At 31.3% G+C, this 25,940-nt stretch carries 29 protein-coding genes; all 29 read right to left on the bottom strand.

Going from position 1 to position 25,940, the window contains the following annotated elements:
• Positions 1–107: 107 nt before the first annotated feature.
• Positions 108–608: a molybdopterin cofactor-binding domain-containing protein gene (locus ACZ5N4_RS04915; RefSeq protein ID WP_464207684.1), complete on the bottom strand. Its 501-nt coding sequence runs from the start codon at positions 606–608 to the stop codon at positions 108–110.
• A 59-nt stretch (positions 609–667) separates the two neighbouring features.
• Positions 668–2,395: a dihydroxy-acid dehydratase gene (ilvD, locus tag ACZ5N4_RS04910; RefSeq protein WP_464207683.1), complete on the bottom strand. Its 1,728-nt coding sequence runs from the start codon at positions 2,393–2,395 to the stop codon at positions 668–670.
• 9 nt (positions 2,396–2,404) lie between these two features.
• Positions 2,405–3,406 (bottom strand): sugar kinase, encoded by a 1,002-nt coding sequence (locus ACZ5N4_RS04905; RefSeq protein ID WP_464207681.1) that lies wholly within the window; start codon positions 3,404–3,406, stop codon positions 2,405–2,407.
• Positions 3,406–4,026: a bifunctional 2-keto-4-hydroxyglutarate aldolase/2-keto-3-deoxy-6-phosphogluconate aldolase gene (locus ACZ5N4_RS04900; protein WP_464207679.1), complete on the bottom strand. Its 621-nt coding sequence runs from the start codon at positions 4,024–4,026 to the stop codon at positions 3,406–3,408. Before ACZ5N4_RS04900 ends, ACZ5N4_RS04905 begins: the two co-directional genes overlap by 1 nt.
• Positions 4,027–4,093: 67 nt before the next feature.
• The gene (locus ACZ5N4_RS04895; protein WP_464207678.1) at positions 4,094–4,579 is read right to left on the bottom strand and encodes a PTS sugar transporter subunit IIA; all 486 of its coding nucleotides are present in this window, start codon (positions 4,577–4,579) and stop codon (positions 4,094–4,096) included.
• 8 nt (positions 4,580–4,587) lie between these two features.
• The gene (locus tag ACZ5N4_RS04890; RefSeq protein ID WP_464207676.1) at positions 4,588–5,913 is read right to left on the bottom strand and encodes a 6-phospho-alpha-glucosidase; all 1,326 of its coding nucleotides are present in this window, start codon (positions 5,911–5,913) and stop codon (positions 4,588–4,590) included.
• Positions 5,914–5,941: 28 nt separating this feature from the next.
• On the bottom strand, positions 5,942–7,546 hold the full coding sequence (locus ACZ5N4_RS04885; RefSeq protein ID WP_464207674.1) for a PTS transporter subunit EIIC: 1,605 nt from the start codon (positions 7,544–7,546) through the stop codon (positions 5,942–5,944).
• A 153-nt stretch (positions 7,547–7,699) separates the two neighbouring features.
• Positions 7,700–8,467 (bottom strand): MurR/RpiR family transcriptional regulator, encoded by a 768-nt coding sequence (locus tag ACZ5N4_RS04880; RefSeq protein ID WP_464207673.1) that lies wholly within the window; start codon positions 8,465–8,467, stop codon positions 7,700–7,702.
• A 304-nt stretch (positions 8,468–8,771) separates the two neighbouring features.
• Complete coding sequence (locus ACZ5N4_RS04875; protein WP_464207671.1) at positions 8,772–9,692, bottom strand: AEC family transporter; 921 nt, start codon at positions 9,690–9,692, stop codon at positions 8,772–8,774.
• A 42-nt stretch (positions 9,693–9,734) separates the two neighbouring features.
• Complete coding sequence (locus tag ACZ5N4_RS04870; protein WP_464210831.1) at positions 9,735–10,238, bottom strand: GNAT family N-acetyltransferase; 504 nt, start codon at positions 10,236–10,238, stop codon at positions 9,735–9,737.
• 356 nt (positions 10,239–10,594) lie between these two features.
• Positions 10,595–11,050, bottom strand: a complete 456-nt coding sequence (locus tag ACZ5N4_RS04865; protein ID WP_464207670.1) for a 2-thiouracil desulfurase family protein — start codon at positions 11,048–11,050, stop codon at positions 10,595–10,597.
• A 32-nt stretch (positions 11,051–11,082) separates the two neighbouring features.
• Positions 11,083–11,880, bottom strand: coding sequence for a lipid II flippase Amj family protein (locus ACZ5N4_RS04860; protein ID WP_464207668.1), 798 nt, complete (start codon positions 11,878–11,880; stop codon positions 11,083–11,085).
• Positions 11,881–12,160: 280 nt separating this feature from the next.
• Positions 12,161–12,826 (bottom strand): DUF3786 domain-containing protein, encoded by a 666-nt coding sequence (locus tag ACZ5N4_RS04855; RefSeq protein ID WP_464207666.1) that lies wholly within the window; start codon positions 12,824–12,826, stop codon positions 12,161–12,163.
• 116 nt (positions 12,827–12,942) lie between these two features.
• Positions 12,943–14,007, bottom strand: coding sequence for an HD-GYP domain-containing protein (locus tag ACZ5N4_RS04850; protein ID WP_464207664.1), 1,065 nt, complete (start codon positions 14,005–14,007; stop codon positions 12,943–12,945).
• 122 nt (positions 14,008–14,129) lie between these two features.
• Entirely contained in the window at positions 14,130–14,519 is a 390-nt protein-coding gene (locus ACZ5N4_RS04845) for an ACT domain-containing protein (protein WP_464207662.1), read from the bottom strand.
• A 147-nt stretch (positions 14,520–14,666) separates the two neighbouring features.
• A complete protein-coding gene (locus ACZ5N4_RS04840; RefSeq protein ID WP_464207660.1) occupies positions 14,667–15,512 on the bottom strand; it encodes an undecaprenyl-diphosphate phosphatase in 846 nt (281 codons plus the stop codon).
• 23 nt (positions 15,513–15,535) lie between these two features.
• Positions 15,536–16,270: an ABC transporter permease gene (locus ACZ5N4_RS04835; protein WP_464207658.1), complete on the bottom strand. Its 735-nt coding sequence runs from the start codon at positions 16,268–16,270 to the stop codon at positions 15,536–15,538.
• On the bottom strand, positions 16,263–17,186 hold the full coding sequence (locus ACZ5N4_RS04830; RefSeq protein ID WP_464207656.1) for an ABC transporter ATP-binding protein: 924 nt from the start codon (positions 17,184–17,186) through the stop codon (positions 16,263–16,265). Before ACZ5N4_RS04830 ends, ACZ5N4_RS04835 begins: the two co-directional genes overlap by 8 nt.
• Before the next feature lie 149 nt (positions 17,187–17,335).
• Positions 17,336–18,160 carry a sensor histidine kinase gene (locus tag ACZ5N4_RS04825; protein WP_464207654.1) on the bottom strand — a complete coding sequence of 275 codons (825 nt, stop codon included), beginning with the start codon at positions 18,158–18,160 and terminating at the stop codon, positions 17,336–17,338.
• 91 nt (positions 18,161–18,251) lie between these two features.
• Entirely contained in the window at positions 18,252–18,956 is a 705-nt protein-coding gene (locus tag ACZ5N4_RS04820; RefSeq protein WP_464207652.1) for a response regulator transcription factor, read from the bottom strand.
• Between the two features lies 1 nt (position 18,957).
• A complete protein-coding gene (locus ACZ5N4_RS04815; protein WP_464207650.1) occupies positions 18,958–19,500 on the bottom strand; it encodes a GNAT family N-acetyltransferase in 543 nt (180 codons plus the stop codon).
• Positions 19,501–19,721: 221 nt separating this feature from the next.
• On the bottom strand, positions 19,722–20,180 hold the full coding sequence (locus ACZ5N4_RS04810) for a GNAT family N-acetyltransferase (RefSeq protein WP_464207648.1): 459 nt from the start codon (positions 20,178–20,180) through the stop codon (positions 19,722–19,724).
• Positions 20,181–20,258: 78 nt separating this feature from the next.
• The gene (locus ACZ5N4_RS04805) at positions 20,259–21,344 is read right to left on the bottom strand and encodes a sensor histidine kinase (RefSeq protein ID WP_464207646.1); all 1,086 of its coding nucleotides are present in this window, start codon (positions 21,342–21,344) and stop codon (positions 20,259–20,261) included.
• Positions 21,341–22,027, bottom strand: a complete 687-nt coding sequence (locus tag ACZ5N4_RS04800) for a response regulator transcription factor (protein WP_464207644.1) — start codon at positions 22,025–22,027, stop codon at positions 21,341–21,343. Before ACZ5N4_RS04800 ends, ACZ5N4_RS04805 begins: the two co-directional genes overlap by 4 nt.
• Before the next feature lie 18 nt (positions 22,028–22,045).
• Positions 22,046–22,606 carry a class I SAM-dependent methyltransferase gene (locus tag ACZ5N4_RS04795; protein ID WP_464207642.1) on the bottom strand — a complete coding sequence of 187 codons (561 nt, stop codon included), beginning with the start codon at positions 22,604–22,606 and terminating at the stop codon, positions 22,046–22,048.
• 193 nt (positions 22,607–22,799) lie between these two features.
• Positions 22,800–23,441: a TVP38/TMEM64 family protein gene (locus ACZ5N4_RS04790; RefSeq protein ID WP_464207640.1), complete on the bottom strand. Its 642-nt coding sequence runs from the start codon at positions 23,439–23,441 to the stop codon at positions 22,800–22,802.
• A 173-nt stretch (positions 23,442–23,614) separates the two neighbouring features.
• Entirely contained in the window at positions 23,615–24,022 is a 408-nt protein-coding gene (locus ACZ5N4_RS04785) for a YjdF family protein (protein ID WP_464207638.1), read from the bottom strand.
• Positions 24,023–24,259: 237 nt separating this feature from the next.
• Complete coding sequence (locus tag ACZ5N4_RS04780) at positions 24,260–24,799, bottom strand: nitroreductase family protein (RefSeq protein ID WP_464207636.1); 540 nt, start codon at positions 24,797–24,799, stop codon at positions 24,260–24,262.
• A 41-nt stretch (positions 24,800–24,840) separates the two neighbouring features.
• Positions 24,841–25,815: a helix-turn-helix transcriptional regulator gene (locus ACZ5N4_RS04775; protein WP_464207634.1), complete on the bottom strand. Its 975-nt coding sequence runs from the start codon at positions 25,813–25,815 to the stop codon at positions 24,841–24,843.
• Positions 25,816–25,940 lie beyond the last annotated feature (125 nt).

The raw sequence follows: 25,940 nt of genomic DNA, 5'->3' as shown, positions 1-25,940 counted from the left end.
ATTTTCCAATATATTCATAATATTACACCTTTAAGTATATACAAAGTCAAGAGCTTTTTTAATAAGTCTCAAAAGAATAAAAAAAAGACGTAGGGCTAACAATTAGCTTACATCTTTTCTTTGCCAGGATCAACTTTAAAGAAGTAACTTATGAGCTTTTTTATGACAAAGGGTGCCTGAGAAGCAGAATATATAATAACCTTCCCTTCTGGTAATATTTCTGCCCTTACACACCTTGTTTCCATAGCAGCATGATCAGAAGGCGGAAAAGAGAAGCTCGCTTCTACTGTTACTTCACTTTTAGCCCATCCCTTTTTAATATCACCTTTTCTTATCTTAGTTCGGTTGGCGATATTTGTATTGGCTTCTGGAAAAGCTTCATCTATAATCTTATATTGACCCGTTAGCACTGCTCTAACCCCAGAAGCTTTTAGTGCATTTGCATATTCAATAAACTTTATTTTTGCATGAGCATAAGGACTTATTACCATTCTGGCATGTAAAAGTCCTGGAATATCATAATTATCAGTATATCTCGCAGCACCTGCTACTTTATCTAAGGACTCTTTCCTTGGCACACTTTTTCCAATCACATTTAGATTATGCATGGACTACTCCTTGGAATAATACTTATTTACTTTTATAATATATTTATTATTATTGATTATTATGAATTTAACCTTATTTTTATAACTCCACCTTCCATACCTGAGGTTGCCATACTTGTATAAAGTCCAAGTACTCCCTTTGTATATTTAGGTACTTTTGGTTTCCAATTCTTTTTTCTTTCATTTAATATAGAAGCAACTTCTTCTAAAGTTTTTTCCTCTCCACTTATTCCCACGATATTTATACCTCTATCTTCTATATTTATATGAATTATATCTTCATCCTTGACAAAAGCTATTGGACCACCACTACTTGCTTCTGGTGATACATGTCCTATTGCTGGTCCTCTAGTTGCTCCTGAGAATCTTCCGTCAGTTATTAAGGCTACTGTAGAATTTAATTTTTCATCTGATGCTATTGCTTCTGTTGTATAGAACATTTCAGGCATACCTGAACCCCTAGGTCCTTCATACCTTATAATTATAGCATCTCCTGGTTTAATGCTTCCATTTATCACCGCTTCAAAAGCTTCTTCCTCTGAATCAAAGGCTCTGACCTTAAGTTTCATATTCTTCATTCCAGCATGAAGGCTTGAATGTTTTACTACACAACCTTCTGGAGCTATATTACCTTTTAATACTGATACAGCTCCACTTCTATTAATTGGGTTCTCTGCATCATATATAACTTCACTATAATCCATTTTAGGTGCTGATTTTAAATATTCTCCATAAACTTCTTTAGCATCAAAGGCTTCTAAATTTTCTCCTAAAGTCTTTCCTGTTGCTGTAAGTACGTCTAAATGAAGATATTTCTTTATTTTATTCATTATAGCCGGTACCCCACCTGCATAAAATACATAGTTAGCTGGCCACTGGCCACTTGGTCTTACATTTAGTATAAAAGGAATTTCTCTATGAATTCTATCAAAGTCTTCTGGATTAATTTCTATTCCTAATTCTTTCGCAATGGCTGGTATATGAAGTAATGCATTAGTCGATCCTCCAATAGCAGCATGAACCATTATTGCATTTTCAATGGACTTTTTATTTACTATATCTGATACTCTAATTCCTTTTTCTATTAGGTTTATAAGGGCCTTTGAAGATTTTCTAGCATAAAGCTTTAGTATATCTGAGGTAGCTGGTAATAAAGCTGCACCAGTCAGAGCTAGTCCTAAAGCTTCGCTAAGCACTTGCATAGTAGCTGCTGTTCCCATAAATGAGCATGCTCCGCAGCTTGGACATGCATTTTCTCTATAAGATTCATATTGTTCCTTAGTTATTTCGCCTCTTTTATGCATTGCACTATAGGTTCCTACTTGATTTAATGTTAAAAGGTTAGGTCCAGCATTCATAACCCCACCTGGAATAACTATAGATGGTATGTTAACTCTGCACATAGCAACTAAGTTTCCTGGCATCCCTTTATCACAACTTGCTACAAATATTCCGCCATCAAAGCCTGTAGCATTGACATGTATTTCTATCATGTCAGCAATTATCTCTCTAGATACAAGAGAATAATTCATTCCATCATGTCCTTGAGCTTGGCCATCACAAATATCTGTTGCATAATAATCTGCTGGCTTTGCCCCTAAGTTAACTAATTCATCCATGGCTTCATTTACTATTACATTTAAATGTGCACTTCCTGGATGACTTTTACCATAAGTGCTTTCAACTATTACTTGCATCTTTTCCAAATCTTTAGTGTTCCAGCCCATACCTCTTTTTAAAGAATCCATTTCAGGAGCTATTTTTCTTACTTTTTGAGAATACAACATTTTTCTCCCCTACCTATCTATAATATTTTTCTCTGATATTATTTTCTCTACATCCCTTAGTTCTACTGACATACTGTCGCCTTTTATTGTGCACTTTAAAGTAGCTGATGCCACTCCAAAATCTAAGGCTTCCTTTAAGGTTTTCTTCTTCATTAATGAATAAATTACTCCAGCTACAAAGGCATCTCCACTTCCTACTCTCTCAATCATTTTCGTAGTTGCCTTTATTGACTCTTCAAAGCTTTCTCCTAAGCCATAAGCGTAGTAGGTATTATTGTCTTCTTTATCGTTTATACGCTCTGTATGAAATATATATTTAAATCCAAATTTATTCTTTAATTCTTTCATTCTTGCAAATATATCTTCTTTGTTAGAATTTTCTCTATCAAACATCTCTATATCTTTTTCACTAACCATTATAGGCTCTATGCCAAAGCACATATCAGCATAAGGTGCAAGCTCTGTCATATATTTTTTAGCATCTATGGTACTGCACATCTTACTTCTGAAGTTTAGATCTATACTTATAAATATATTTCTCTTTTTAGCCTCCTTTACTATTTCTTTAACTAAAGTTCTAGAGTTTTCTCCTACAGCTAAGGTAATTCCACTAAAATGAAGCCAAGTTACTTCTTCTAAAACCTTAGAAATATTGATATCTTCAATATTAAACTCTGAAAAGCTGCTGTGCTTTCTATCATATATAACACTACTGTTTCTAACTCCTGAACTTCTTTCTAGAAAATAGAAACCTATCTTATTTCCCTTTGTTGCTATATTGCTTACATCTACTCCTAATCCTCTAAAATATCTTTTTATATTTTTTGATAATGTGTTATCCGGAAGAGCAGATAATATTGAACTCTGAATATTCCAAGAAGAAAGTGTAGAAGCTATATTAGCCTCTGACCCTCCAAAGAAATATTCTAATTCATTATTGTTACCATACACATCAAAAGCCCTTGGAGTAAATCTTATAAGTATTTCACCTATTGAAAGAAACTTTCCCACTATCTCTCACCTACAACTTTCTCTACAAAGCTTCTTGCACTACTCACAATTTTTTCATGTTCATTATTTGTGCCAGAAGTAAGTATACTTCCTATTCCTAGAGCATCTGCCCCACTGTTTAACCATTCTTCTATATTTTCAAGATTAACTCCGCCAGTTACCATTATTCTTACATCCTTAATGGGTGCTTTTATAGCTTTAATATATTTAGGACCTAATACTTCGCCAGGAAATAATTTTATGAGCTTTACACCTTCATTTAATGCATTTGCTACTTCTGTTGGGGTAAAACATCCTGGTATATAATCTACCTTTTTATCCTGGCAGTATTTATTAATAGTACTGTGGAAGTTAGGTCCCACTATAAATTGTGACCCTGCTTCAATTGCCTCTCTTGCAGTATTTATATTCAAAACACTTCCTGCGCCTATGACTACATCATCATATTTATTCACTAAGCTTTTAATAATCTGTGAAGCGTCCTTATTTGTGTAAGTAACTTCTATTATCTTTATGCCTCCCTCAATAGCTCCTTCAATTATTGCCTCTGCTTCTTCTTTGTTGTTCCCTCTTATAACAGCTACTATTTTATTTTTAATTATTTTATCTAATATGGTCATATTATCCTCCTATAAAAGCAAGCTCCACCTAAAAGTGAAGCTTGCTTTCAATGTAATTATTATTCAGCTAGTTATACTCTAGCAAGATTCCTTCTTTAGCTTTCATACTCACACCAGTATTAAAACTTACAATTTTATGATTGTTAAGTTCTGAAATTACTAGCATAGTAGTATCATCTAATTCTTTTTGTTTAATAAATTCTCTGTCAAAACTTAGAAGAAGATCACCTTTTTTCACAGTTTTCCCTTCTCCACAATGTAGTTCAAAACCTTCACCCTTTAAAGTTACAGTGTCAATCCCTACATGTATAAGAAGTTCTATTCCATCTTCTGTTCTGATACCAACTGCATGCTTACTTTCTTTCATAACTGCAACAATAGTTCCATCACAAGGAGAATATATTTTACTATCACTTGGTTTAATAGCAATTCCTTCTCCCATCATCTTTTGTGAAAATACTTCGTCATTAACGTCACTTAAATCAACACTTACGCCATCTACAAAAGCATAAAATATCTTATTCTTGTTTTTCTTAAATAAATTCTTAAACATATAAACCTCTACTTTAATTCCGGCCAATAGCCCTTATTAGCTTCTATAAGATCATCTAATAATAGTTTAGCAACTCTAGCGCTTGGTACAGTTTTAGACAAAGTAAATGCTTGCCACAATTTTTGATAGCTTTTTTCTATCCATGCTTCAACAACTAACTTTTCTACTGATACCTGTTGTTCCATTAACCCTTTTTGAAATTGTGGGATTTCTCCTTGTGCTAAAGGTTCTGGTCCATCACATCCAACAATACATGGTACTTCAACCATAGCAGTTGGATCAAAATTAGCAATTGCGCCCTTATTCTCCACTATGCATAACATTCTTTCATGTGTATTATAAGCAATTGCTCTAGCTAGATCTACGATAAAGGTTGCATGAGCATCAATATGGAATTCTCCACCTTTCGCTGTTTTAGCTTTTACAATAGCTTTTGCTGCACTAAATACATCTTTTTCTCTTCCGTCCATTACTTCATTTGCTCTAGAATATTCTGCATTAGAGTGCTCCACAACATAATCTGGATATAGATAATACTTTAAATAAGTATTAGGTAAAAATTGTGGATCTACTGCTAATAAATCCTTTGCCTTTTTATGAGTCTCCTGCCAGCTTGGATCAGTGTGTTGAGTTTCTACCTCCTTTACTGTTAAATATCCATTTTCTGCAACATACTCTTTAATTCTATCTGTCAAATCATTTCCTTGTTTATCCTTAACGCTAGTCCACCACCCAAAATGATTTAATCCAAAGTATTTAACTTCTAAGTCACTTGGCTCCATATCCACAATACCAGCCATACGACGAAGAGTTCCTACTGGCATATCACAGATATTTAAAACCTTTGAATTTGGCTTTAATCTACGGCAAGCCTCTGCAACAATAGAAGCTGGATTAGAGTAGTTCAGCATCCAACAGTCTGGTGAATACTTTTCCATTAAATCTATTAACTCTAGCATACCTCCAATGCTTCTCATTCCATAGGCAATTCCTCCTGGTCCACAAGTTTCCTGGCCAACTACTCCATATTTTAGAGGAATCTTTTCATCCTTTTCACGCATTTCATATTTTCCTACACGGATATGAGCCATGCAGAAATCTACATCTGTAAACGCTTCTTCTGGATCTGTAGTATAAGAAAATTCAATATCAGGTGCATTTTCTTTTAATACTATATCTAAAGCCTCACCAATAACACTTTGACGATTGGCATCATTATCATATAATTTTAATTTTCTAATTGGAAAACGGTGTACATTATCTAATAGCATCATAACTATTCCTGGAGTAAAAGTACTTCCTCCTCCTGCAATAACAATAGAATGTTTTTTCATATATATTACCTCTTTCCTCTAATTAATATTATTCTCCTACAATTCCTAGTGCTTCATCTACCATAGATCTAATTCTGGTTACCTGTAATCCATAAATCACTTGAACATTTTCGCCTTTTTTAATTACACCTGCTGCTCCTGTTCCTTTTAGTGTACCTTCATCAACCTTTGATGTGTCTTCAAGAATCAATCTTAACCTTGTATAGCAGTTATCTACTTTTTTAATATTTTCTTTTCCACCTAAGGCTTCTATTATTATAAGTGCTTCATTTTCTAAAGCTCCATTACCTGAAGCTTTTCCTTCAGTTCCTTTTTCTGCTGACACTTTATTTTTATAATCATTTTTGCTGTAAAGTTTAACTTCTTCAGTACTGTCTTCTCTTCCAGTAGTTTTTAAATTAAATTTAACTATTAAGAATCTAAATACTAAGTAGTAAACTACAAATTGTACAATACCTACTAAGATAAACATAGGCCATCCTGTTTTTGTTATGCCTAACGGTAGGTTATATAGTAAGAAGTCTATAAATCCGTTAGGTGCTATTGCTCTTACATTTAATATATTTAAAGCTACCATTCCAAGTCCGCTTAATACTGCGTGCACTCCAAATAATATTGGTGCTGTGAACAGGAATGAGAACTCAATAGGCTCTGTTACCCCTGCTATTATTGATGTTACCGCTGCTGGTATAAGTATTGCTTTAGCTTTCTTTTTCTTATCAGCATCTGCTGTATGATAAAGTGCTAAACAAGCTCCAACTAAGCCAAACATTTTTGATAATCCTCTGGCATCCCATATAACTGTACTAGATAATACCTTAATTGAAGGATCTGCAATTTGTGCAAAGTAAATATTTCTTGCCCCTTCTATCACTTTTCCTCCTACAGTTTCTATTCCTCCAAGCTGAGTATATAGGAATGGTGTGTAAACTAAATGATGTAGTCCAGTTGGAATTAGAAGTCTTTCTAACATTCCATACATGAATATTCCGAAGTTACCAGTTTTCTGTATATAGTATCCTAAGCTTGATATTCCAAACTGCACTGTTGGCCAAACATAGGAAAGTACAACTGCTAATATAACTACTACTGGAATTAATATTAAAAATACTAATCTTGAACCTCCATATATTTGGAAAGCTCCATTAAATTCTTTTTTGCAATACTTGTTATGAACATAAGCTACTACTATACCTAGAATTATTCCTAAGAAAACTCCCATATCCAAAACTTGAGTTCCAAGTACAACTGCCTGACCAGAGCCTCTTAATTTATCAATCGGAACCAGCTTACCTGATAAGTTAAGGAATATATTCATAGCATTATTAAATATGAAATAAACTAAAACCGATGTAAAACCAGATTCTGCCTTCTTCTCTTTTGCGAGTCCCACTGCCAATCCTACACAAAATATTATTCCTAAGTTTGCCAATATAGGCACTAAGGATCCAGAAAGTATTTTACCAAATCCAAATATCAAACTATTTTTTAGAAATGGTGCATATTGAGCTAATTTAGCATTTGTTAGTATATTCCCAAATGCTATTAGTATACCTACTATTGGAAGTATCAACACTGGAATGAACATAGCCTTTGAGAATCTTTGCATTGCATTCATAATCTTATCCTTCATAATTTTCACCTCTTAACTACTAAATTTTTTACAGCTTTAATTACTTTAATTCCTTTTACAGCTTCATTATATATACGTTTTCATCTTTTCGAAATAGATTTCAAGCAGTAAGAAACCTGTTATCATAAAAGATAACAGGTTCCTCAAATTAGACTATTCATCATTATTATTCCCTTTTTTTGTTTCTTCATAGTATCTATAAATTAAGTACTCCATAAACATAAGCATATTAGCAAAAAATGAGTTAGGTAGTAAATTGCTATCATCTAATTTGTGCATATCAAATATCTTAAAAGAAATATCAGAAAGTGTTGAAATACTGTTTTCAACTTCTTTAGTAAAAGAAACAACTAATTTATTTTTCTTTTTTGCTACTTGAACCTTATCTAATACCTCTTTAGTCTCCCCGGATTTTGATATTACTATTAGCATTTCCATGTCTTCTAAGTTGTTTTCAAAACTACCTATAGAATCTATCAATATACTTTTTATCCCTATGCCTAGCAACTTTTTATTAAAATATTCTCCAGTTATCTTAGAGAAGCCCCTGGCATAAATAAAAATATACTTCCTCGTCCCCTTTGATAACAATTCTATAAATTTTCGTACATGTTCATCATCTATATATTTATATAAAAAATTAATGTCTGTACCTATTAGAGCTTCCGATTTTTTCACAACTCCAGTATTATTACCATCTACCAGAGGCATAATATTATAAACCATATCAATAAATCCCGTAAAACCTAATTTTTTCGCAAGCCTCATAATTGTAGATGTAGATGTATAGTTTTCAGCTGCAACTCCCCTGACACCAATATCCATCACAGAATCAATATTATTAATTATATATTTAAGTACTTGCTCTTCTAAAGCCGTAATTTTTTTATTATTAACTATTTTACTTAAATCAACTTTCATTCTTCAACCATCCTCTAATTAATATAGGTTTGAATAAATAATTTGCATAATAGTATTGTAATAAATCATAATCTTTCATTTCTGTACAAAGATTGCCATATCCACCGAGCTTTTATGATCAAATAAATACTGTAATTGTTAACTTATACTATAGTATAGTATAAGTTAACTTAATTTTCTATATATATTACATCTTTATACAAATAACTTAAAGCAAATTTCAAGCTTAACCTTATTATTTCTTTATGCTTTGTTATAATATAAAAAATAAATGCCCTACTATAAAGGGCATTTACATTAATATTTAACTAAATCGAAGAAACATAAGCATCACTGGTATAGTAACTATTGATAGAATATGAGTAGTCAAAATACACTTTGATGCTAAAGTAGTATTCCCATTATACTTTTCACAAAATAATACTGAAACTGTAGCTGTTGGAATTACCTCTGCTGCTATACAGATATTTTTGATTAAAGGTGTTCCATTAAAGAAACTTGTTATGATAAACATTAAAATTGGAGCAATTATAAGCCTAATAAATGAGCAGAAATACACATCCTTATCCAATATAATTTCTTTAAACTCTAGAGAACCAATTTTTTCTCCGATTATCATCATAGATAAAGGCATGGTAATAGAGCCTATATCTCCAAGTGCTTCTTTCGCTATAAAAGGAATCTTTATAGCGAAAATAAATATAAATAAACCAATTATTATAGCAATTATATTGGGATTATTTAAATATTTTCTTATGTTAATATTTTCTTTTTCATTGGAGAAGAGACCTTCACCATAGGTCCAAAAGAGTATTTGATAGGGAATTAAAAAAATTGATAAATAAAGGACTCCTATTTTGCCATACAATCCGTATACTAGAGGCATTCCCATTGCTCCGCTATTGGGAAATATGAACATAAATCCTAATATTTTTTGCTTATCTATACTATATTTTTTTAAGATAATCTTACTTAATAATATGATAACAAGATGAAACAAGATAGATATGGTAAAAATTCTTATCATATTGTTCAGTAGCTCATAGGAAAAATCTACAATAAAGGCTCCTATAACTAATGATGGCAATGCAATATTAACCAGTATTGCTGATAATCCTCTGCTTAGTTCATCATTAATTAAATTCTTTCGTTTTGCTAAAAGACCAACCCCCATTATCAATGATAAAATTCCAACTTGATTTATAACACTAAAATAACTATTCAATTTATGAGCGCCTTTCAAAATACAAGCTTATTAAGCTATAAGCTATTTAGATTCATTTAATACTTTTTCATAACAATAGAATGGCTTTTCTTTTCCTAAAAAACTCATCTCTCCAACAAGTTTGTACCCACATTTTTCAAATAGTCTGTTCATTTTTGAATTTAATGAATAGGTATCTGTTTTTAAATACCTTATATTATTCTTTAAAGCTAATTCATCAGCGAATTTCATAAGTTCTGTACCAATTCCATTTTTTCTGTAAGCTGGATTAACAGCCATTCTATGAACAACCATGACATTATCATTTAATGACCAATTTAATCCATTATATTCAACTGGCTCTACTTTATTAATGCATACAAAACCTACTAGTTTGCCTTCTCTTTCTGCCACAAATAGATCACCTTTCTGAATGTCATTTAGAAAGTCTTTTTCTTGAGGGTAGTTTTCATCCCATTGATAGTTTCCGTAAGAATGCATCTCAACAATAGTTTCCTTTATAATTTCCATAACATTTTTTATATCCTCTATAACCGCTTTTCGCATCACAATAATCACTCCTAAAAATTTTTTATTTCTTTCCAGTTATTTTTAACATTTTCTCTTAAAATATAGATATCAAAATCTTTAGCCCATCATCACTCCTAATAAATAAAGTTGAACTTTCAACTAGATTATATTTATAATATCATAATATAGTTGAAAATTCAACTTTATTATTAAAATTATTTTACTAATATAGTAAATACTTTTATTCTATTTTTTCTATTAAAATAATCCTGTATGTCATATTTAGCAAATAAATTATCTTCATTTATTTGTAACTAAAAATACCGAAAAACTCACTTCTGAATAATTCGGTATCTTGTAAATTAAATCCTCGGCAATTTAAGCTAGAGTAATTATTTTTTAAGCTGCAATCCTAATTTATCTAAATTATTTTCTGTATACACTTCTATATCATTTTTAATGAGCATTTCTGTAGTTAAGCCATTTCCTTCTATTAATTTACTTGAAAATGTTCCATCATATATAAGTCCACAGCCACATGAAGGACTTTTAGACTGTAATATTGCTTTTTTAATACCTATAATTTTCGCAATTGCTAATGTTTTTTCTGCTCCTTCAATAAATTCTTTAGTAAAATCTTGACCATCTTTACTAATTACTCTTTTATTTCCACTTTCGTCTATAACAATTTCACAGCTTGGCCTTGGAGTAGGTAATTCTGCTAACTGTTCTGGACATACAGCTATAGCCTCTCCCTTCTTCACCAATTCTAATATTGCTCTATGCTCACTGTTTCCTCCATTATATCTACAATTAACTCCAGCTAGACATGAACTAACTAAATACATGATGCAACATCTCCTTTTGCGTATATATTTCTTTATTTATAGAAATAAACTATAAACTTTGCAGACGGAATCAACAATAATTGACCTATTAGCGTTCCTATTAACTTTGTTCCTATAAGCATTATAACTAAAGTTTTTACATCCCCATATTCTCTTTTTCCTCTAAATGCTTCATCTGTTATTATTGCTGCTTTTGGATCAATAAAAATAGTTAATAATATGCTTGCAATCCCATTAATCATTCCCGAGGATGCTGCTATAGCTAATCTCTTACCCGGAGCATAAATTGATGCATAATACGCAGCTAATACTCCAACTGTATATATACCTGTAATTAATGCATTCAATAATAATAGTTTCTTAGGTATATTTTTGTATCTTAAGTCACTAATCATATTTTTTCGCGGCATTACTGCATTCTTTGCAACACGTTTTATATTAGCTATACTTAAAGATTGCACAACTAAACTAGGTATAGAGCCGGTTTCCTCAAGCTTTGAAACTAACTTTGAGAATACCCTTAAAAATGTAGGTATAAGTACAATACCTATTAATGTTCCAGCTGTTGTTGCTAAAATAACATATCTAACCTCATTAATGGGATTATATTTAATATTTATACTGTCATCAATCATTGTTCCAATTAATGGCCCTTGAAGCATATTAGCTGTTCTTGAAATTAACACTATCAGATTAAATAATGAAAGTGATAATGCAAAGTTCCCACTTTTTACAGAGTTTAATCTAACGGAATAAGCTAAAGTATCAATTATATGAATAATTATTGTTAGAACAATTAATTTTTCAAACAAACTTACCTCTAAAATCATTTAATTTCTCCTTTGTAATCTATGTCCTCAAATCAGTTATTTTTACTATCACATTCTTCACCATATTATATCAATTAATTATAACTTATTAATGATTTGTTGATAATTCGTCATATAAGAATATTTCGAACTTAATCATAATAATTATTTGTAAGGACTTTTGAATGGTTTCTGTTCTGCATAATTTGGAAAAACAATAAAAGTCACTTTCTTTTTCATAAATAACTCCTTATAATAAATTTAAATATAATTTATAATTTTCTTCTGAATTCATATCTATTTATAACTCCTCTATTTCAAGTATTTTCTTAGCGGCTCCAATTAACTCATCAGCTGCCATAGAACATAACCCAGCTAAGTCTTCTACATGAAGTTCTTTCGTAGCTGAATAATCATAAAGAATAGCAGCTTCTGCTTCAAATTCCTCATCTGCTAGCCATAAAATAAAGGCCATAGGAACATTAGGTAATACGTTAATTTCTAAGCCTACATCTCCAGAGGTGAATTTTTTTCCGCCTAGTTTAAGACCGGCTTTTAAAAAAAGATCTCCTTTATTGCCAAAAAACTTTGCTAATTTATTTATCCCCTGAAGAGCAAAGCCATCATAAGCATGACCAACTCCCTCCAATTCTCTGAAGGGCACCCATTTGTTTGTCAAATTGCTCTTAGTACATCGATAAAGATAGCTAAGAATTACCGTTTTGTCAATTATCTTTCTATTATCACCTTTAGAGAAGTTTTCTTGTGCATTCTCTTTTAATGTAACAGTTCCCTTTGGATAGGAAATTAAATATTCTCTATTGAAATAGGTTAAAATAAGCTGTTGTTTTTCAGAATCGTAGTAAGCACCGCTTCTTATAGCCATTTCTTCTGGATCATATTTATCAAATTCTGCACATAAATTTTCATAGCAAAGATTGTAATTATTTATTTTGCTTTCCCTCATAAAAATATCCCCCTTATAATCTATATATAGATTATAAACCATAATTTTACATAATTCTATATAAAAAGAGCCAATGATTTAGGAAATATCATCAGCTCATATCTATCCATATACAACTATATTATTAGCTTTTTTATATAAATATCCTTTCGTTGTTTTAAATCTATGAAATCTGTTCCATCAAATAAAAGCGGACGTGAAATATCATTTGCGTCAACTCCTATTACCGTACATATCTTATTTGTATTTAACAAAACGCTTTCTCCCATAAGAAAATTTATTACATGTTCTATAAATACTTTGCAATATACATAGTCTAATTTCCCTAAGCTTTCTTTTTGAAGTGTTTCCAGTGCTTCAAAAGGCCCTTGGCTCTTTCTATATATCCTGTTAGAGTTAATTGCATCAAAGGTATCTGCAATTGCAATTATTTTGGCAAAGGGGTGAGTTCTATCTTCTTTAATTCCTAAGGGATATCCGCTACCATCTAATCTTTCATGATGCATAAGTACTCCATAAAGTATAGAGGTATCTAAAGAAGGTACAGCTTTTAAATACTTATATACTAAGCTTGGGTGAGATTTTATTTTCCTCCAATCCTCTTCAGTTAAAGGCGTAACTTTATCTAATATTTTACTGCTTATTTTTGTTTTTCCGAAATCATGTAAAATTGCAGCATAACTTAGTAAATTTATATCACTTTCACTGAATCCAAGCCATTTTCCCAAAACAGCACTTAAAGCTGTTACATTTACAGAGTGCCTATATATAGCGTCTTCTCCACTACCTATAAGTACTATATTTTTTATAACAGACCTTGTTGATCTTAACTCATCTTTAATTTTTCGAGCAAATTCCTCTATTTCTTGAAAATTAGTTTTTATAGTATCTTCTATATTGCTCAGTATCGCTTTTACATCAATTGAAAGAGCATTAAAGCTCTCCTCTATTTCTTCTACAGTCTTGTTTTTATAGAATTCAAGCACTTCTTCTTGGTCACTATACACCGCAACTCTACTATAGAAATATATCTTCTGTAACTTATTAATCATGGTTTCAGTCAGTTTTGTTCCCTCATTTAATAAAACTAAACCATTAAATTTAAGTTCCTCTGCAATTATCATCTTTGGCTTTAATTCGTTAACTGTCAGGAATATTTTTCTTTTATCCACCTTTACCATACCCCCTTGAAAATTCTAAATAGTGTTAATATTTAGAATGTGTTATTCTATGTATATTCCACAACAATTCTTAATATCCTTCAACCAAAGTCGATTCTCATTACTAAGCTCTGCATCACATTTTATTTTATAACTTCATATCTTTCATTAATCAGTTCCTCTATAGCATTATCTATATCTTTATCTTTAACAAGAATATAATCTGTATCATAGGTGGAAATAGCAAATATACTTATTGATTTTTGTGCTAATATTGTACTAATTGAAGAAAGGATTCCTATTAGTGAAAAATCTAATGGCCCCTCAACCTTTAAAGCTCTCCAATCTTTTTCACATTTTATATCATGGGGAATGTTATCCTGAGCACATACAATTGACAATTCATCTAATGTTTTCGTTATAGAAAAAAATTCGCTATCTTTTGCCCATTCAGGAATTAATTCAGTTTTATTGAGTCTACAAACTCCATATTTTTCTTTTGATAATTTCATTGTTAATATTTTTTCTGACATTTTTTATCCTCCTTATCCTTTATAACTTCTCCTTACTATCATAGATATCTATCTGAACGTAATATAGAAAAAATAGGGCACAACTTATTTCCCTTGTGCCCATCTTTCAGCCTTTCTATCTATGTCTTTTATAAAGGTGCGTTTTTACTAAAACACACCTTTAACTCCAGCCAATAAAACTATAACCGCAAATATCATTCTATATATTGCAAATATCTTCATTGGCTTTTTCTTTAAATATGAAATAAACTTATCAATTACTACTAAAGCTACTATGAATGAAACTAAAAAGCCTACAGCAAGAGAGATTATTTCTGGAGACGTAAGAGTAGCTATCCCACCAACCTTTAAGATCTTTAAAAAGCTCATTCCTACCATAACTGGAATTGCTAAAAAGAATGAGAATTCGGCAGCTGCAACAGTAGAAAGTCCTGATACCCATCCACCTATAATTGTCGAAGCGGAACGTGACATTCCTGGGATTATAGCTAAACATTGAAATAATCCAACTATCAAAGCTTGCTTTATTGTAACATTTAATTCTTGTCCCCTTGAATTATTATTTCTAAATTTCTTTTCAGCATATATCATCCATATACCGCCTAAAAACAAAGTTATAGCTACACATATTGGTGTAAATAAGTACTTATCAGCTAAGTCATTAAGTAGTACTCCAAAGACACCTCCTGGAATACAGGCAATAAATATCATAAACCAAAATTTAAATCCTGATTTTTCATATCCAACCTTTTGTGGAAAGAAATTTACAAGAGTATCTTTTATTTTGCTCCAATAAAGTATAACCACTGCAAGTATTGCTCCAAGCTGTATAACATACGTATACATTTCGACATAGCTTGGATTTGTTCCTTTAAAACCCATTAAATTCTCAAAAATAACCAAATGTCCTGTTGAAGATACTGGTAAGAATTCTGTTATACCTTCCACGATTCCCAGTACTATAGATTTTATTATTAAAAATATTGTTTCCATCTAATCACCTTTTTCTAAATTTATTATTTTACATCCACATTTTTAAAGTAGATTATAGTTGCCGCAAATCCAATAATAGATGTAGCAGCAATAAAAATATACGAGTATATTGGAGAATATTCTGGACGAAAACCATTTGTTGCTACAACAAGTACTGCTGACCAAGGATATAAAACACTATATTTCGAATTTGAAATCAGTACATTTACCATGGTTACAGCAATAGTAAATACAATAGCTGGCACGTAATCCTTAAACAGTAGTGTTACAAATATAGTTGGGGTTGACAGTAAAAAAAGCAAGCTACCTCCTATAATATATTCTTTAAAAGATTTTATCAATACTATAGTGTTCAAGCCTTCAAAGGATCCTATTAGTCCCAAAATTAAAGTCAGTCCCCAAGAAACTACAGTTAACGTGATAATCCAAATCAACAATAGAGCCAACTTACTTATAATAATGCTTATTTTTGATACAGGTATAGTTAATACATTTTTCAATGTATTTTCTACATATTCTCTATTAAATAGATAAGAGGTAATTACTCCATATAGGAGGACCCCAATTAGCAACACAACATACAAATTAGTATCTACAAAAAACTCATTAAACTGAATAGGTATATCTGGTCTTTCAGTTTTCTTCATTAAATACCCTATAAAGCACATAAAAGGGGCTACTGCTGCTCCAACAATGCTGATTAAAAACATATTCGATCTCTTAAGCTTTAATATTTCTGTATATAGTAAATTAACCAATAGTGCCACCTCCTATCAATTTTACAAAGTAATCTTCTAATTTATCTTCACTGGTATTTATCTTTAATACTTCGATATCATTCTCCACAAACACTTTGTTAAGCTTTCCCTGCTCTCCTAGGTGCGAATATACACGGATATTTCCTTTTTCATGAACTTCATAATCACTAATCCCAAAGTGCCTCTCCATAAGCATAACTGCCTTCTTATCGTTAGTCACTTGAAACTCTACATGCTTACGATTTCTCTTTCTAAGTTCTTCTAATGTAATCTCTTCCAGCAGCCTTCCTTCATGAATAATCCCAATGTTATTTGCCAACTGTTCAATTTCACTTAAGATATGACTTGAAATAATAATAGTTACATGTTTTTCCTCACATAAGCTGACAAGAAAGTTTCGCATTTCCTGTATTCCAATTGGATCAAGACCGTTTGTTGGTTCGTCTAAAATTAATAATTCCGGTTCATGCATAATAGCAGCAGCAATTCCTAGGCGCTGCTTCATTCCTAAAGAATATTGAGATACTATTTTACGCGGCTCTTTATTAAGACCAACTCTTGAGAGAGCGTACTGCACCGCATCTGAGCGGTGAATTCCTCTAAGCCTAGCTAATATTTCAAGATTTTCACTACCTGTGAGATTCTGATAAAATCCTGGTGTTTCAATAATTGATCCAATACGAGTATAAACTTGTTTTGCACTTTGCTGTGCATTCTTTCCAAAGATTTCAATTTCTCCTGATGTAGGCTTCACTAATCCCATAATCATACGTAATGTGGTAGTTTTACCTGCACCATTACGACCTAAAAGACCATAGATACGTCCTTTAGGAACATGAAGATTTATAGCATTTACTGCTGTTTGATTACCAAATTTTCGAGTAAGTTCTTTGGTTTCTAAAATCCACTTTTGCATCCCTATCGCTCCTTGTTCTACTTGCTATTTAAGACATACAAATAAAACAACTAGCCAAGCAGGCTAGCATACAGGCTAGTTATTTTCTGAATATGCCTAACTATATTTTTATTCTACCTAATAGTTCTGACATACAGCTTACGTATTTCTTACTTTTTCTTACTTTTTGGTAGAGAAACTCGAACAAGGGTTTTAATATAAGGAGTGCTTTCCATATAAATAGTTCCTTTCATTTTCTGTACAAGTTCCTTTGCTATAGCAAGTCCCAGGCCATGACCTTTCGTCGATCTTGAAGAATCGCACTTATAAAGGCGCTCGAACACTCTTGCCATTTCATCTTGAGAAAGTCCAGGTCCCTTATCCCACACCTCAAAATAGACATTATTATCATCTGCCCATGCAGATACTCCCACAAAGTGATTACACATTCCATAACGAAAAGCATTTTGAAGCAAGTTGCTAAAAATCCTGATTAATGCATGTTGATCTCCTATTACAAAATACTCCTCATCGGGAATTTGAACCTCAAGAGTTACCTTTTCTTTTTGCAACCTTGGTACCCAACCTATAAGCTCACTTCGTAGCAGCTCAAGTAAATCAATTTGTTCAAAAACAAGTTGTACTTCATCAGCATCTATTTGAGCAATAGTAAAGAGTTCATCAATATATTCATTTAGTGCATAAGCCTTATTTTTAGCAATATGTAAGTATTCCTCAGCTTCTTCGCCAGCCACTCCATCGCATAGTGCATCTAAATATCCTAGAACCGATGTCAAGGGCGTGCGCACATCATGGGATAGATTAGACAACATCTGCTTTCTTGCCTGCTCTGCCCTAAGCGAATTTATTTTATCCTTTTGATAGTAGTCTACCAGTTGGTTGATTTTAAATACCAAAGGAGCAATTGGCTCCTTTGCTCCAACATGAATTTTACAGTTTTCATTACCTGCAATAATATCTTCTAGAACACTCAAAGTCTCTCGAATGCGGTAGCGGTACTTATATTCACGATAAAGAAAAAAAGTTAAAACTATAATCAATATAATGATAAGCCATATGTTCTCACTACTCATTTCCTGCATCTCCATTAAACTTATAGCCCATACCCCAAGCCGTTATAATATATATTGGATTTTCTGGGTCTGGCTCAATTTTTTTACGCAACCTTCTAATATGCACCATAATATTGTTATCATCATAAGCATACTCATCTTGCCATACATTTTGGTATATCTGTTTCTTAGTGAAAATTTGTCCAGGATTAGAGGACAAAAAGTACAGTAAATCATATTCTTTTCCAGTAAGGCCAAGATCCTCACCATTATAAGTCACACGCATATGTGCAGGATCAATAACAAGTGAGCCAAAGGTCATGCAATTAGGCTTTTCAGGAGCAGCACCAAGTACTACATATCTACGAATTAAAGATTGCACTCTAGCGATTAACTCAGACAAGCTAAAAGGCTTTGTTATATAGTCATCTGCTCCTGATTTCAGTCCCAAAACTTTATCCATTTCGTTGCCCTTTGCAGTGAGCATTAATACTGGAGTGTTTTTGCTTTTTCGAATGTTTGTTAGAGTAGAAATACCGTCCATCTCTGGCATCATAACATCTAATATAATTAAATGGTAGTCGTGATTATTAATTAGCTTCAAGCCTTCTATTCCAGTGTGGCAAACTTCCGCCTCATAGCCTTCCGTTTCCATGCATTTTTTTAGTAATCTGCATAGTTCAATATCATCATCTATAATTAAAATACTCTTTTTCATATTAAAGCTTCCATTCATCTTTAAGCATACCATAAACAATATGGCTAACAAAATGATCATATAGCCATTCAGATTCCCTTAATGTTCCTTCATTTTTAAATCCTAGTCTCTCTGGAATAGCTCTGCTCTTATAGTTATTTTCAGCACATCTAATTTCTACTCTATTTAGTTTCAACTCCTTGAATGCATAATCTACAAAAACTGTACATGCTCTTGTCATAATACCCTTTCCTTCAAATTCTTTTCCAAGCCAGTAACCAATGCTTGTAGATTTATTTGACCAATTAACACTATGGAACCCAATTACACCTGCTATCTTCCTCTTATACCATATAGATAATTGAAATCCATTGTTGTTTATGTACTGCTGTTTAGTTGAATCTATAAATCCCTTTAAGTCCTCGCTGCTCTTAGTTCCATCTACCCAAGGAAGCCACTGCTTTAGGTGAGGTCTGTTAGAATCTATTAATGCAAATAGTTCATCCCTATCACAGTTATCCAAAAGTTTTAGTTCTAATTCCTTGTCAATAATATGTTTAAACATAATCCATCACCCCTTTTTATATTTTAAATTTCATTATATCAAATTTTGTAAAAAATGGACATATATTTTTAATATTACAATTATCAATAATGACTGATAAACAGATTTTAATTGCTAAATAGTACTTCTTGATGCTATATTTAGTTATAAAAGATATAGTTAAATAAATATACTTAAAATTTAAGAGGATAATCTAAAAGATTTATCCTCTTATTGAAACCCTATAATTCAATACTTAATCTAATCATGTCTATGCATTCAATGCCATTTTCTATAATTCTTTTCTTGTAGTGAATTTTAAAAAAATCTCTATCTATTCCAGTAATACGAAAGCCGCACTTTTGATATAATGCTAATTGATCTATACTTGAGTTTCCTGTTCCTACCTCTAAGACTTTTATATTGTCCTGTTTTGCTTTATTTATTGCATGCAGTATAAGTTTTTTACCTATACCTTTCCCTTGGTATTTTTCATCTACTGCAATATTTACAAGTTCCATTGTTAAAGGTCTTGTTTTTATTAGAACATATTCTCCAACAATTTGTTCTTTATAACAAGCTATATAACAAATCCCTCGAACTATATAATCTCTAACCGCTTCTTCTGATGGATCCGCTAATAAAAGCAAATCATAAGGTGCTCTTTCATTTTTATCTAATACTCTTATATCTATATCCATACCTTCTTCTCCAATTAACTCTTTTAGTTTCGGCAGGCTGTGCCACTTATTTATCCTCATTAATCCTAAGTAAAATATCTATTTATTTAATTCTAATTTAACTTTTAAAGTAATTATGTCTCCATTGCTTTCAGCCCATATCTGTCCGCTATGTAATTCAACTATTTTTTTAGAGATAGCTAATCCTAATCCAGACCCAGGTACATTGTTAGAGCGTGAAGGATCAATTCTATAAAATCTTTCAAACATCTTGTCTATTTTCTCTTTTGAAATATGCTCACCTTTATTTGAAAAAGATATTACAATATATTCCTCTTTCTTCTCCATATTTATCACTATATCCGAAGGTTTGTAACTATATTTTTCTGCATTACTTAATATATTTTCAAATACTCTAACAATCTTTTCAATATCTACTTTTACATTTAGATTGTTATCAGGGATATTATTTATAATCCTCAACTCTTTTTTTTCTAATATAGGACCATATTCTCCTAAAAGTTGGTTTAAAATAGCGCATATATTCACACTCACAAATTCTAATTGCACTTCATTGCTTGATAGCTTTGTATATTCAAATAATTCGTCTATAAGCCCTTTTAGTTTAGTAGATAGATTATAAGCAGAGTTTAAATATTCTTTTTGCTCTTCTTCACTTTTAAATGTTCCATTTTTTAAAAAGTCTAAGTAGCCTATTATAGATGTAAGAGGAGTTCTTAAGTCATGAGAAACATTAGTAATAAGTTCATTTTTAGTTTTTTCCAGTTCTCTTTCTCTTTCAAATTTATCTTTTAATTCTTTAGACATGGAGTTTATATTAGCGCATAGTTCAGATAGCTCATCATTACCACGAACCTCGAGTGTTAAACCCAAGCTTTGATTCGCAATAAACTTAACTTGTTTAGCAATATATTTAATATACTTTATTTCCTTATTAATTAGTACTAGAAATACCAAAACGAATGTACTACAAGTTACTATAAACAATCCAAAAACTAAAATATTAAAAATAGTCAGACTCATATTTGCTCGATTATATTCAATATATGGATTACTAAAAAGTCTGGCATATGTTTCTGCTACTACTATCGCCAGAAAAAAACTCAACGCTACTTTCGCCAGAAATTTAAAACCAAGACTTCTAGTAAATATATACTTCTTCATATTTTATAGCCCACTCCCCAAACCGTTTTAATATAAATAGGTTTCTTTGGATCTTCCTCTATTTTTTCCCTTATCTTTGTTATATGGACCATAACCGTACCATCGGATTTATAAAACTCCTCTCCCCATACTCTTTCATAAATCTTTTCTATACTGAAAACTATTCCTTTATTCCTCGCTAAAAGCTCTAAAATATCAAACTCTTTTGGAGTAAGCCTAGCTTCTTTGTCTCCAATAAATACTTGTCTGGAATCTGTGTTTATAGTCAAGTTGCCAATTTCGATAACATTCTTACGCACTTGTGCAGCAGTAGTATATTTCTTATATCTTCTAAGATTAGACTTAATTCTAGCTATAAGTTCCATTGCACTAAAAGGCTTTGTAATGTAATCGTCCGCGCCAGAAGTCAATCCTTGGATTTTATCCATGTCTTCAGATTTTGCTGATAAAAATATTATTGGCATTACATTATTTTCTCTAATTTTCATGCATACTTCTAAGCCATTCATTCCAGGCATCATTATATCTAGAAGCACTAAATCCACTTCATTTTCTTCAATTATTTTTAGAGCTTCCTGTCCATTTTCTGCTTTATATATTTCAAAGCCCTCATTTTCTAGATATATACTTATAACCTTTCTTATTTCCGCATCATCATCTACTATAAGTATTTTATTAGGCATAATCAGACCCCTTTCAAATTAAACATTTTGGCACTTTAAAACATATGCTGGTGGAACATTAAGTAAAACCCTTTCATAATCTATATCTTTAAAGTAACTGGAAATATACTCTTTCTTCAACAGAGTATACTGAAATGTAATAAACAATCCACCATTTCTTAATATATTTCTAGTTTTCTTCAATATTTCACTAGAAACCTTTTTAGGTAGGCTGGCAAAAGGTAACCCTGAAACTACATAGTCCACTTTTTCAATATTATATTTCTCTAGATATTTATCTATATTTTGTGCAGAATCATTTATTATTAATATATTATCATACTTATTATATCTTTCTTTTAGTTCTTTACAAAACTCTTTATTATATTCAAGCAATATTAATATTGTGTTTTTTCCTTTATTCTTTACAAGCTTGTCTGTAAAAACTCCCGTACCTGGACCATATTCCACAATACATTTTGCATTTTTAAAGTCTATATCATTAATCATTCTATCCGCAAGCTTTTCTGAACTAGGTGCTACAGCTCCTACAGTTCTTGGTGATTTAACATACTCTATCAAAAATTTTATCCACTTCATATTAACCCCCCTGTATTCTTTAGCAGATAAGCAATTTATAACTGCCTATCTGTTTAAACTCACTTACAGGCTTAGTATAAGATACGAATATTAAATTTCCATTAGAAAATTCCTTAAGAATTCTTAAATTTATTTAAAGTTTTTCTAATGTTTCTAGAAATTAATAAAAAGATCCAAAATTTGGACCTTTTATCTAGATTGATTTACATTGTTTTTGCTCCTTATTCCATAGCCACATTGAGTATATAGTTATAATTAAAATAATTACCCCAGTTACTATGGTGTTATTGTTAGGAAATAAAATACTGCCTCCAAGAAAACTGTACAATAACATCAGTGGCATATTTGCTAGTACCACTGTGAGGATAAACTTTCTATAGCTTACCCCTGCAGAACTAGCTAAAAAGCAAGCTACATCGGAGGGGGCTAATGGACACAATATACCAATTGCTAAAATTCTCGTACTATTTTTAAGTAATAGGTTGTATAGTTTAGGATATTTGTTAACTAAATAGCTTTGAATACTTGAGCTAACTAGAGCCTTTGATGCTACATATATAATACTTTCACTAAGTATAACTGAAATTAAGGTAAGAGCAAAAGCTTCTAGTGGATTAAACATAATACCACCTAAAATCATAAATGCTACACTAGGGATTAAAGCAGCTACCCGTATGGTTGATAGCGTAATAAATAGTATTATCTTATAGTCGCCAAAACTGTCAAGAAACTCATTTAAATTACCCATATCTCCATTCAATAGATTAAGTTTGTAAAAAATATATATCAATGTGGTCCAAACTGCTATTACTAAAAACTTGCTAATTTTTTTCATATCAAATTCACCTCACACGTAATTTCTAATTACTATTTTAGATGTGAATTCTTAAATATCTGTACAAATAAATCTTAAGATTTATTAAGAAAATCATAATTTCCCCATAAGATTTTAGTATTATAGATAAAAACACCTAAGGATGTTTTATTCCCTAAGTGTTTTTCACTTTATTAATGACCTTTTTTCTTCTGCTTTTTCTTTTCTTGTTTCTTTTGAAATTTAATTTCTTCTTCTCTCTCACGTTTTTCCTTTGAAAACATTTTGCGTTCGATTTTTCTAGTTTCACAATCAAGTTTTAATGCTTGCTGTGCCTTCGTTCCAATACCTCTCTCCTGTAAAGCTCGTCTAACTTTTCTTTGCATTCTTTTAGGATTAACTTTAGTCTCTGCTTTTACATCAACTGATATAGAATTGCTAAATTGAAGTTTATAAAAGTTTTTCAAGATAAACTCATATATTTCATTGTCTTTAGGTTCCTGCCCAAAAACTATTCTGCAAATTTCAAGTTTGTCTTCCTCAAATCTTTCAAAAACTCCTACCCAAAATGGATCATCAAAAAAAACTGTCAGTTTAATCATTTTTATCCTCCTGTTATTTAGCTTAAACAGAGAAGGGACAACCCCAGGAGGGCAGGTTACTGACGGACTTATCCGCATTCGGACTACCAACCGAATCGTGTTTTTATCTCAAAGCTACTAATTTTTATTTACATTATATCATTTACATACCTTATGCTCAACAAGCTTAAAGTCTACTTCATTTTTTCATTTCCTTTAGCGGTGCAACCTTTAACCTAAACTGATAAAGGTTTCTTTCTACCAATTTTCATAGTGTATTATATCTTCAAATTTCTTACGTGGACGAGGTTTTGGTGTTTCATCTGCATAGCCGACAGGAATAATACCTACTACATATTTGTCCGAAGGTATATTTAATATTGGTCTGATATCTTCCTGAACAAACCACGCAACCCAGCAAGTACCTAATCCTAAATTTTCAGCTTCAAGCACTACATGTTCTATTGCAATGGTTGCATCTCTAATTATAAGCTTAAGCTCTGGCTGCGGACTATTCTCATCTAGCGTTATGTCTATATCATCATTTATTCTTGCACGTATATCTGCCACACATACGATATGAATTGGAGCAGTACTCATCCATTTTTGGTCGTGAGACGCTTTTCCTAATCTTTGTCTAGTCGACTCTGATTTGACTATAATAAAATGCCAAGGTTGCGTATTGCTACCTGATGGGGCAATTCTTGCACTTTCAATTAATTGAAGAATTTTTTCATCTTCTACTGGTTTATTACTATATTTTCTTATACTTCTACGGGTTTCAATTTCTTTAATCATAATATTAACCTCCTATAATTTTGTAATTTTATATTTAAATATTAATATTTAATTTCATAAATTTTATTTAATCTCTTTAGTTCGTCTTTAAATTTTTCTCGAACCCATAAGGGTTCTATAATTTCCATGCTTCTAAAAAATCTAAAGGCAAGAGATATATAAAAATCCGGCTTAGTTGTTTTCACATCAATCATGTAGCCGTCATCCTCTTCTTTAACTTCACCATATTTAAAAAATACATAATCTTTTATGCTAGGGTATAAATTTTTTTGTATTTTTAATTTTATGAGTATACTATCTTCACTTTCATAGGCACTCTTAAAACAACAGCTACTATAATAATTTTGCATATCGAAATCTTCTGGAGAGTCAAATACTTCATTTAATAAGCAAATCTTCTTTATTTTTTCAATATTTAGATGAACTTTTGAATTGCTTAACTCTGAGAATGCAACAATATACCATATGCCATCTTCAAATACAATTCCATAAGGTCTTATTATCTGCTCTACTAAATTTGGAGAGATACCTTTATCATAACTTACCTTTATTTTAAAGTTATATTTAAGTGATCTTTTTACAACATCAAAGACATAAGAATTTTCAATATTAATATCATTAGATTTTATATCAAAAACTATTTTCTTTTGGACATCCTCAAAATCTTTTTTAAAACATTCATTTACAATATTCTCAATCTTTAAAAATGCAGAATTAGCAAAAGCAGCATAACCTGGAATATTAATTATATCTACTATTTTTTTAGCTAGAAGCAGAGCAAAAACTTCATCCTTATTAAACATTATTGGTGGTATGAAATAATCATCTAATAATTCATAGCCTCCTTCACTGCCTGGATAAGATACCACAGGCACATTGATTTCACTTAGAGCCTGCATATCTCTGTAAATAGTCCTAACATCAACTTCAAAAGTTTCTGATAACTCTTTTGCAGTCATTTTTTTCTTGTTCTTTAAGGCTAAAATTATAGCCATTAATCGTTCTATTTTCTGCATATCAAATCACCATGTATGAAAATGTACTTTTGCTTCATTATATCTATTTGCTGGTTCTTTTTTTTCAGCATACCCATAATGGACCTCCTCATATTTCTTTTAAGTTACGAATAACTCGTAACCAT

This window comes from Clostridium nitrophenolicum, assembly GCF_055391695.1.
Note: the sequence above shows the minus strand (reverse complement) of the source record. Positions and strands in the feature narration are given on the sequence as shown.

Coding starts and splice junctions, on each gene's coding strand:
- ACZ5N4_RS04915 (WP_464207684.1), bottom strand. CDS start 608: ATGCATAATCTAAATGTGATTGGAAAAAGTGTGCCAAGGAAAGAGTCC.
- ilvD (WP_464207683.1), bottom strand. CDS start 2,395: ATGTTGTATTCTCAAAAAGTAAGAAAAATAGCTCCTGAAATGGATTCT.
- ACZ5N4_RS04900 (WP_464207679.1), bottom strand. CDS start 4,026: ATGACCATATTAGATAAAATAATTAAAAATAAAATAGTAGCTGTTATA.
- ACZ5N4_RS04895 (WP_464207678.1), bottom strand. CDS start 4,579: ATGTTTAAGAATTTATTTAAGAAAAACAAGAATAAGATATTTTATGCT.
- ACZ5N4_RS04890 (WP_464207676.1), bottom strand. CDS start 5,913: ATGAAAAAACATTCTATTGTTATTGCAGGAGGAGGAAGTACTTTTACT.
- ACZ5N4_RS04885 (WP_464207674.1), bottom strand. CDS start 7,546: ATGAAGGATAAGATTATGAATGCAATGCAAAGATTCTCAAAGGCTATG.
- ACZ5N4_RS04880 (WP_464207673.1), bottom strand. CDS start 8,467: ATGAAAGTTGATTTAAGTAAAATAGTTAATAATAAAAAAATTACGGCT.
- ACZ5N4_RS04870 (WP_464210831.1), bottom strand. CDS start 10,238: ATGCGAAAAGCGGTTATAGAGGATATAAAAAATGTTATGGAAATTATA.
- ACZ5N4_RS04865 (WP_464207670.1), bottom strand. CDS start 11,050: ATGTATTTAGTTAGTTCATGTCTAGCTGGAGTTAATTGTAGATATAAT.
- ACZ5N4_RS04860 (WP_464207668.1), bottom strand. CDS start 11,880: ATGATTTTAGAGGTAAGTTTGTTTGAAAAATTAATTGTTCTAACAATA.
- ACZ5N4_RS04855 (WP_464207666.1), bottom strand. CDS start 12,826: ATGAGGGAAAGCAAAATAAATAATTACAATCTTTGCTATGAAAATTTA.
- ACZ5N4_RS04850 (WP_464207664.1), bottom strand. CDS start 14,007: ATGGTAAAGGTGGATAAAAGAAAAATATTCCTGACAGTTAACGAATTA.
- ACZ5N4_RS04845 (WP_464207662.1), bottom strand. CDS start 14,519: ATGTCAGAAAAAATATTAACAATGAAATTATCAAAAGAAAAATATGGA.
- ACZ5N4_RS04840 (WP_464207660.1), bottom strand. CDS start 15,512: ATGGAAACAATATTTTTAATAATAAAATCTATAGTACTGGGAATCGTG.
- ACZ5N4_RS04830 (WP_464207656.1), bottom strand. CDS start 17,186: ATGCAAAAGTGGATTTTAGAAACCAAAGAACTTACTCGAAAATTTGGT.
- ACZ5N4_RS04820 (WP_464207652.1), bottom strand. CDS start 18,956: ATGAAAAAGAGTATTTTAATTATAGATGATGATATTGAACTATGCAGA.
- ACZ5N4_RS04815 (WP_464207650.1), bottom strand. CDS start 19,500: ATGTTTAAACATATTATTGACAAGGAATTAGAACTAAAACTTTTGGAT.
- ACZ5N4_RS04810 (WP_464207648.1), bottom strand. CDS start 20,180: ATGGATATAGATATAAGAGTATTAGATAAAAATGAAAGAGCACCTTAT.
- ACZ5N4_RS04805 (WP_464207646.1), bottom strand. CDS start 21,344: ATGAAGAAGTATATATTTACTAGAAGTCTTGGTTTTAAATTTCTGGCG.
- ACZ5N4_RS04800 (WP_464207644.1), bottom strand. CDS start 22,027: ATGCCTAATAAAATACTTATAGTAGATGATGATGCGGAAATAAGAAAG.
- ACZ5N4_RS04795 (WP_464207642.1), bottom strand. CDS start 22,606: ATGAAGTGGATAAAATTTTTGATAGAGTATGTTAAATCACCAAGAACT.
- ACZ5N4_RS04790 (WP_464207640.1), bottom strand. CDS start 23,441: ATGAAAAAAATTAGCAAGTTTTTAGTAATAGCAGTTTGGACCACATTG.
- ACZ5N4_RS04785 (WP_464207638.1), bottom strand. CDS start 24,022: ATGATTAAACTGACAGTTTTTTTTGATGATCCATTTTGGGTAGGAGTT.
- ACZ5N4_RS04780 (WP_464207636.1), bottom strand. CDS start 24,799: ATGATTAAAGAAATTGAAACCCGTAGAAGTATAAGAAAATATAGTAAT.
- ACZ5N4_RS04775 (WP_464207634.1), bottom strand. CDS start 25,815: ATGCAGAAAATAGAACGATTAATGGCTATAATTTTAGCCTTAAAGAAC.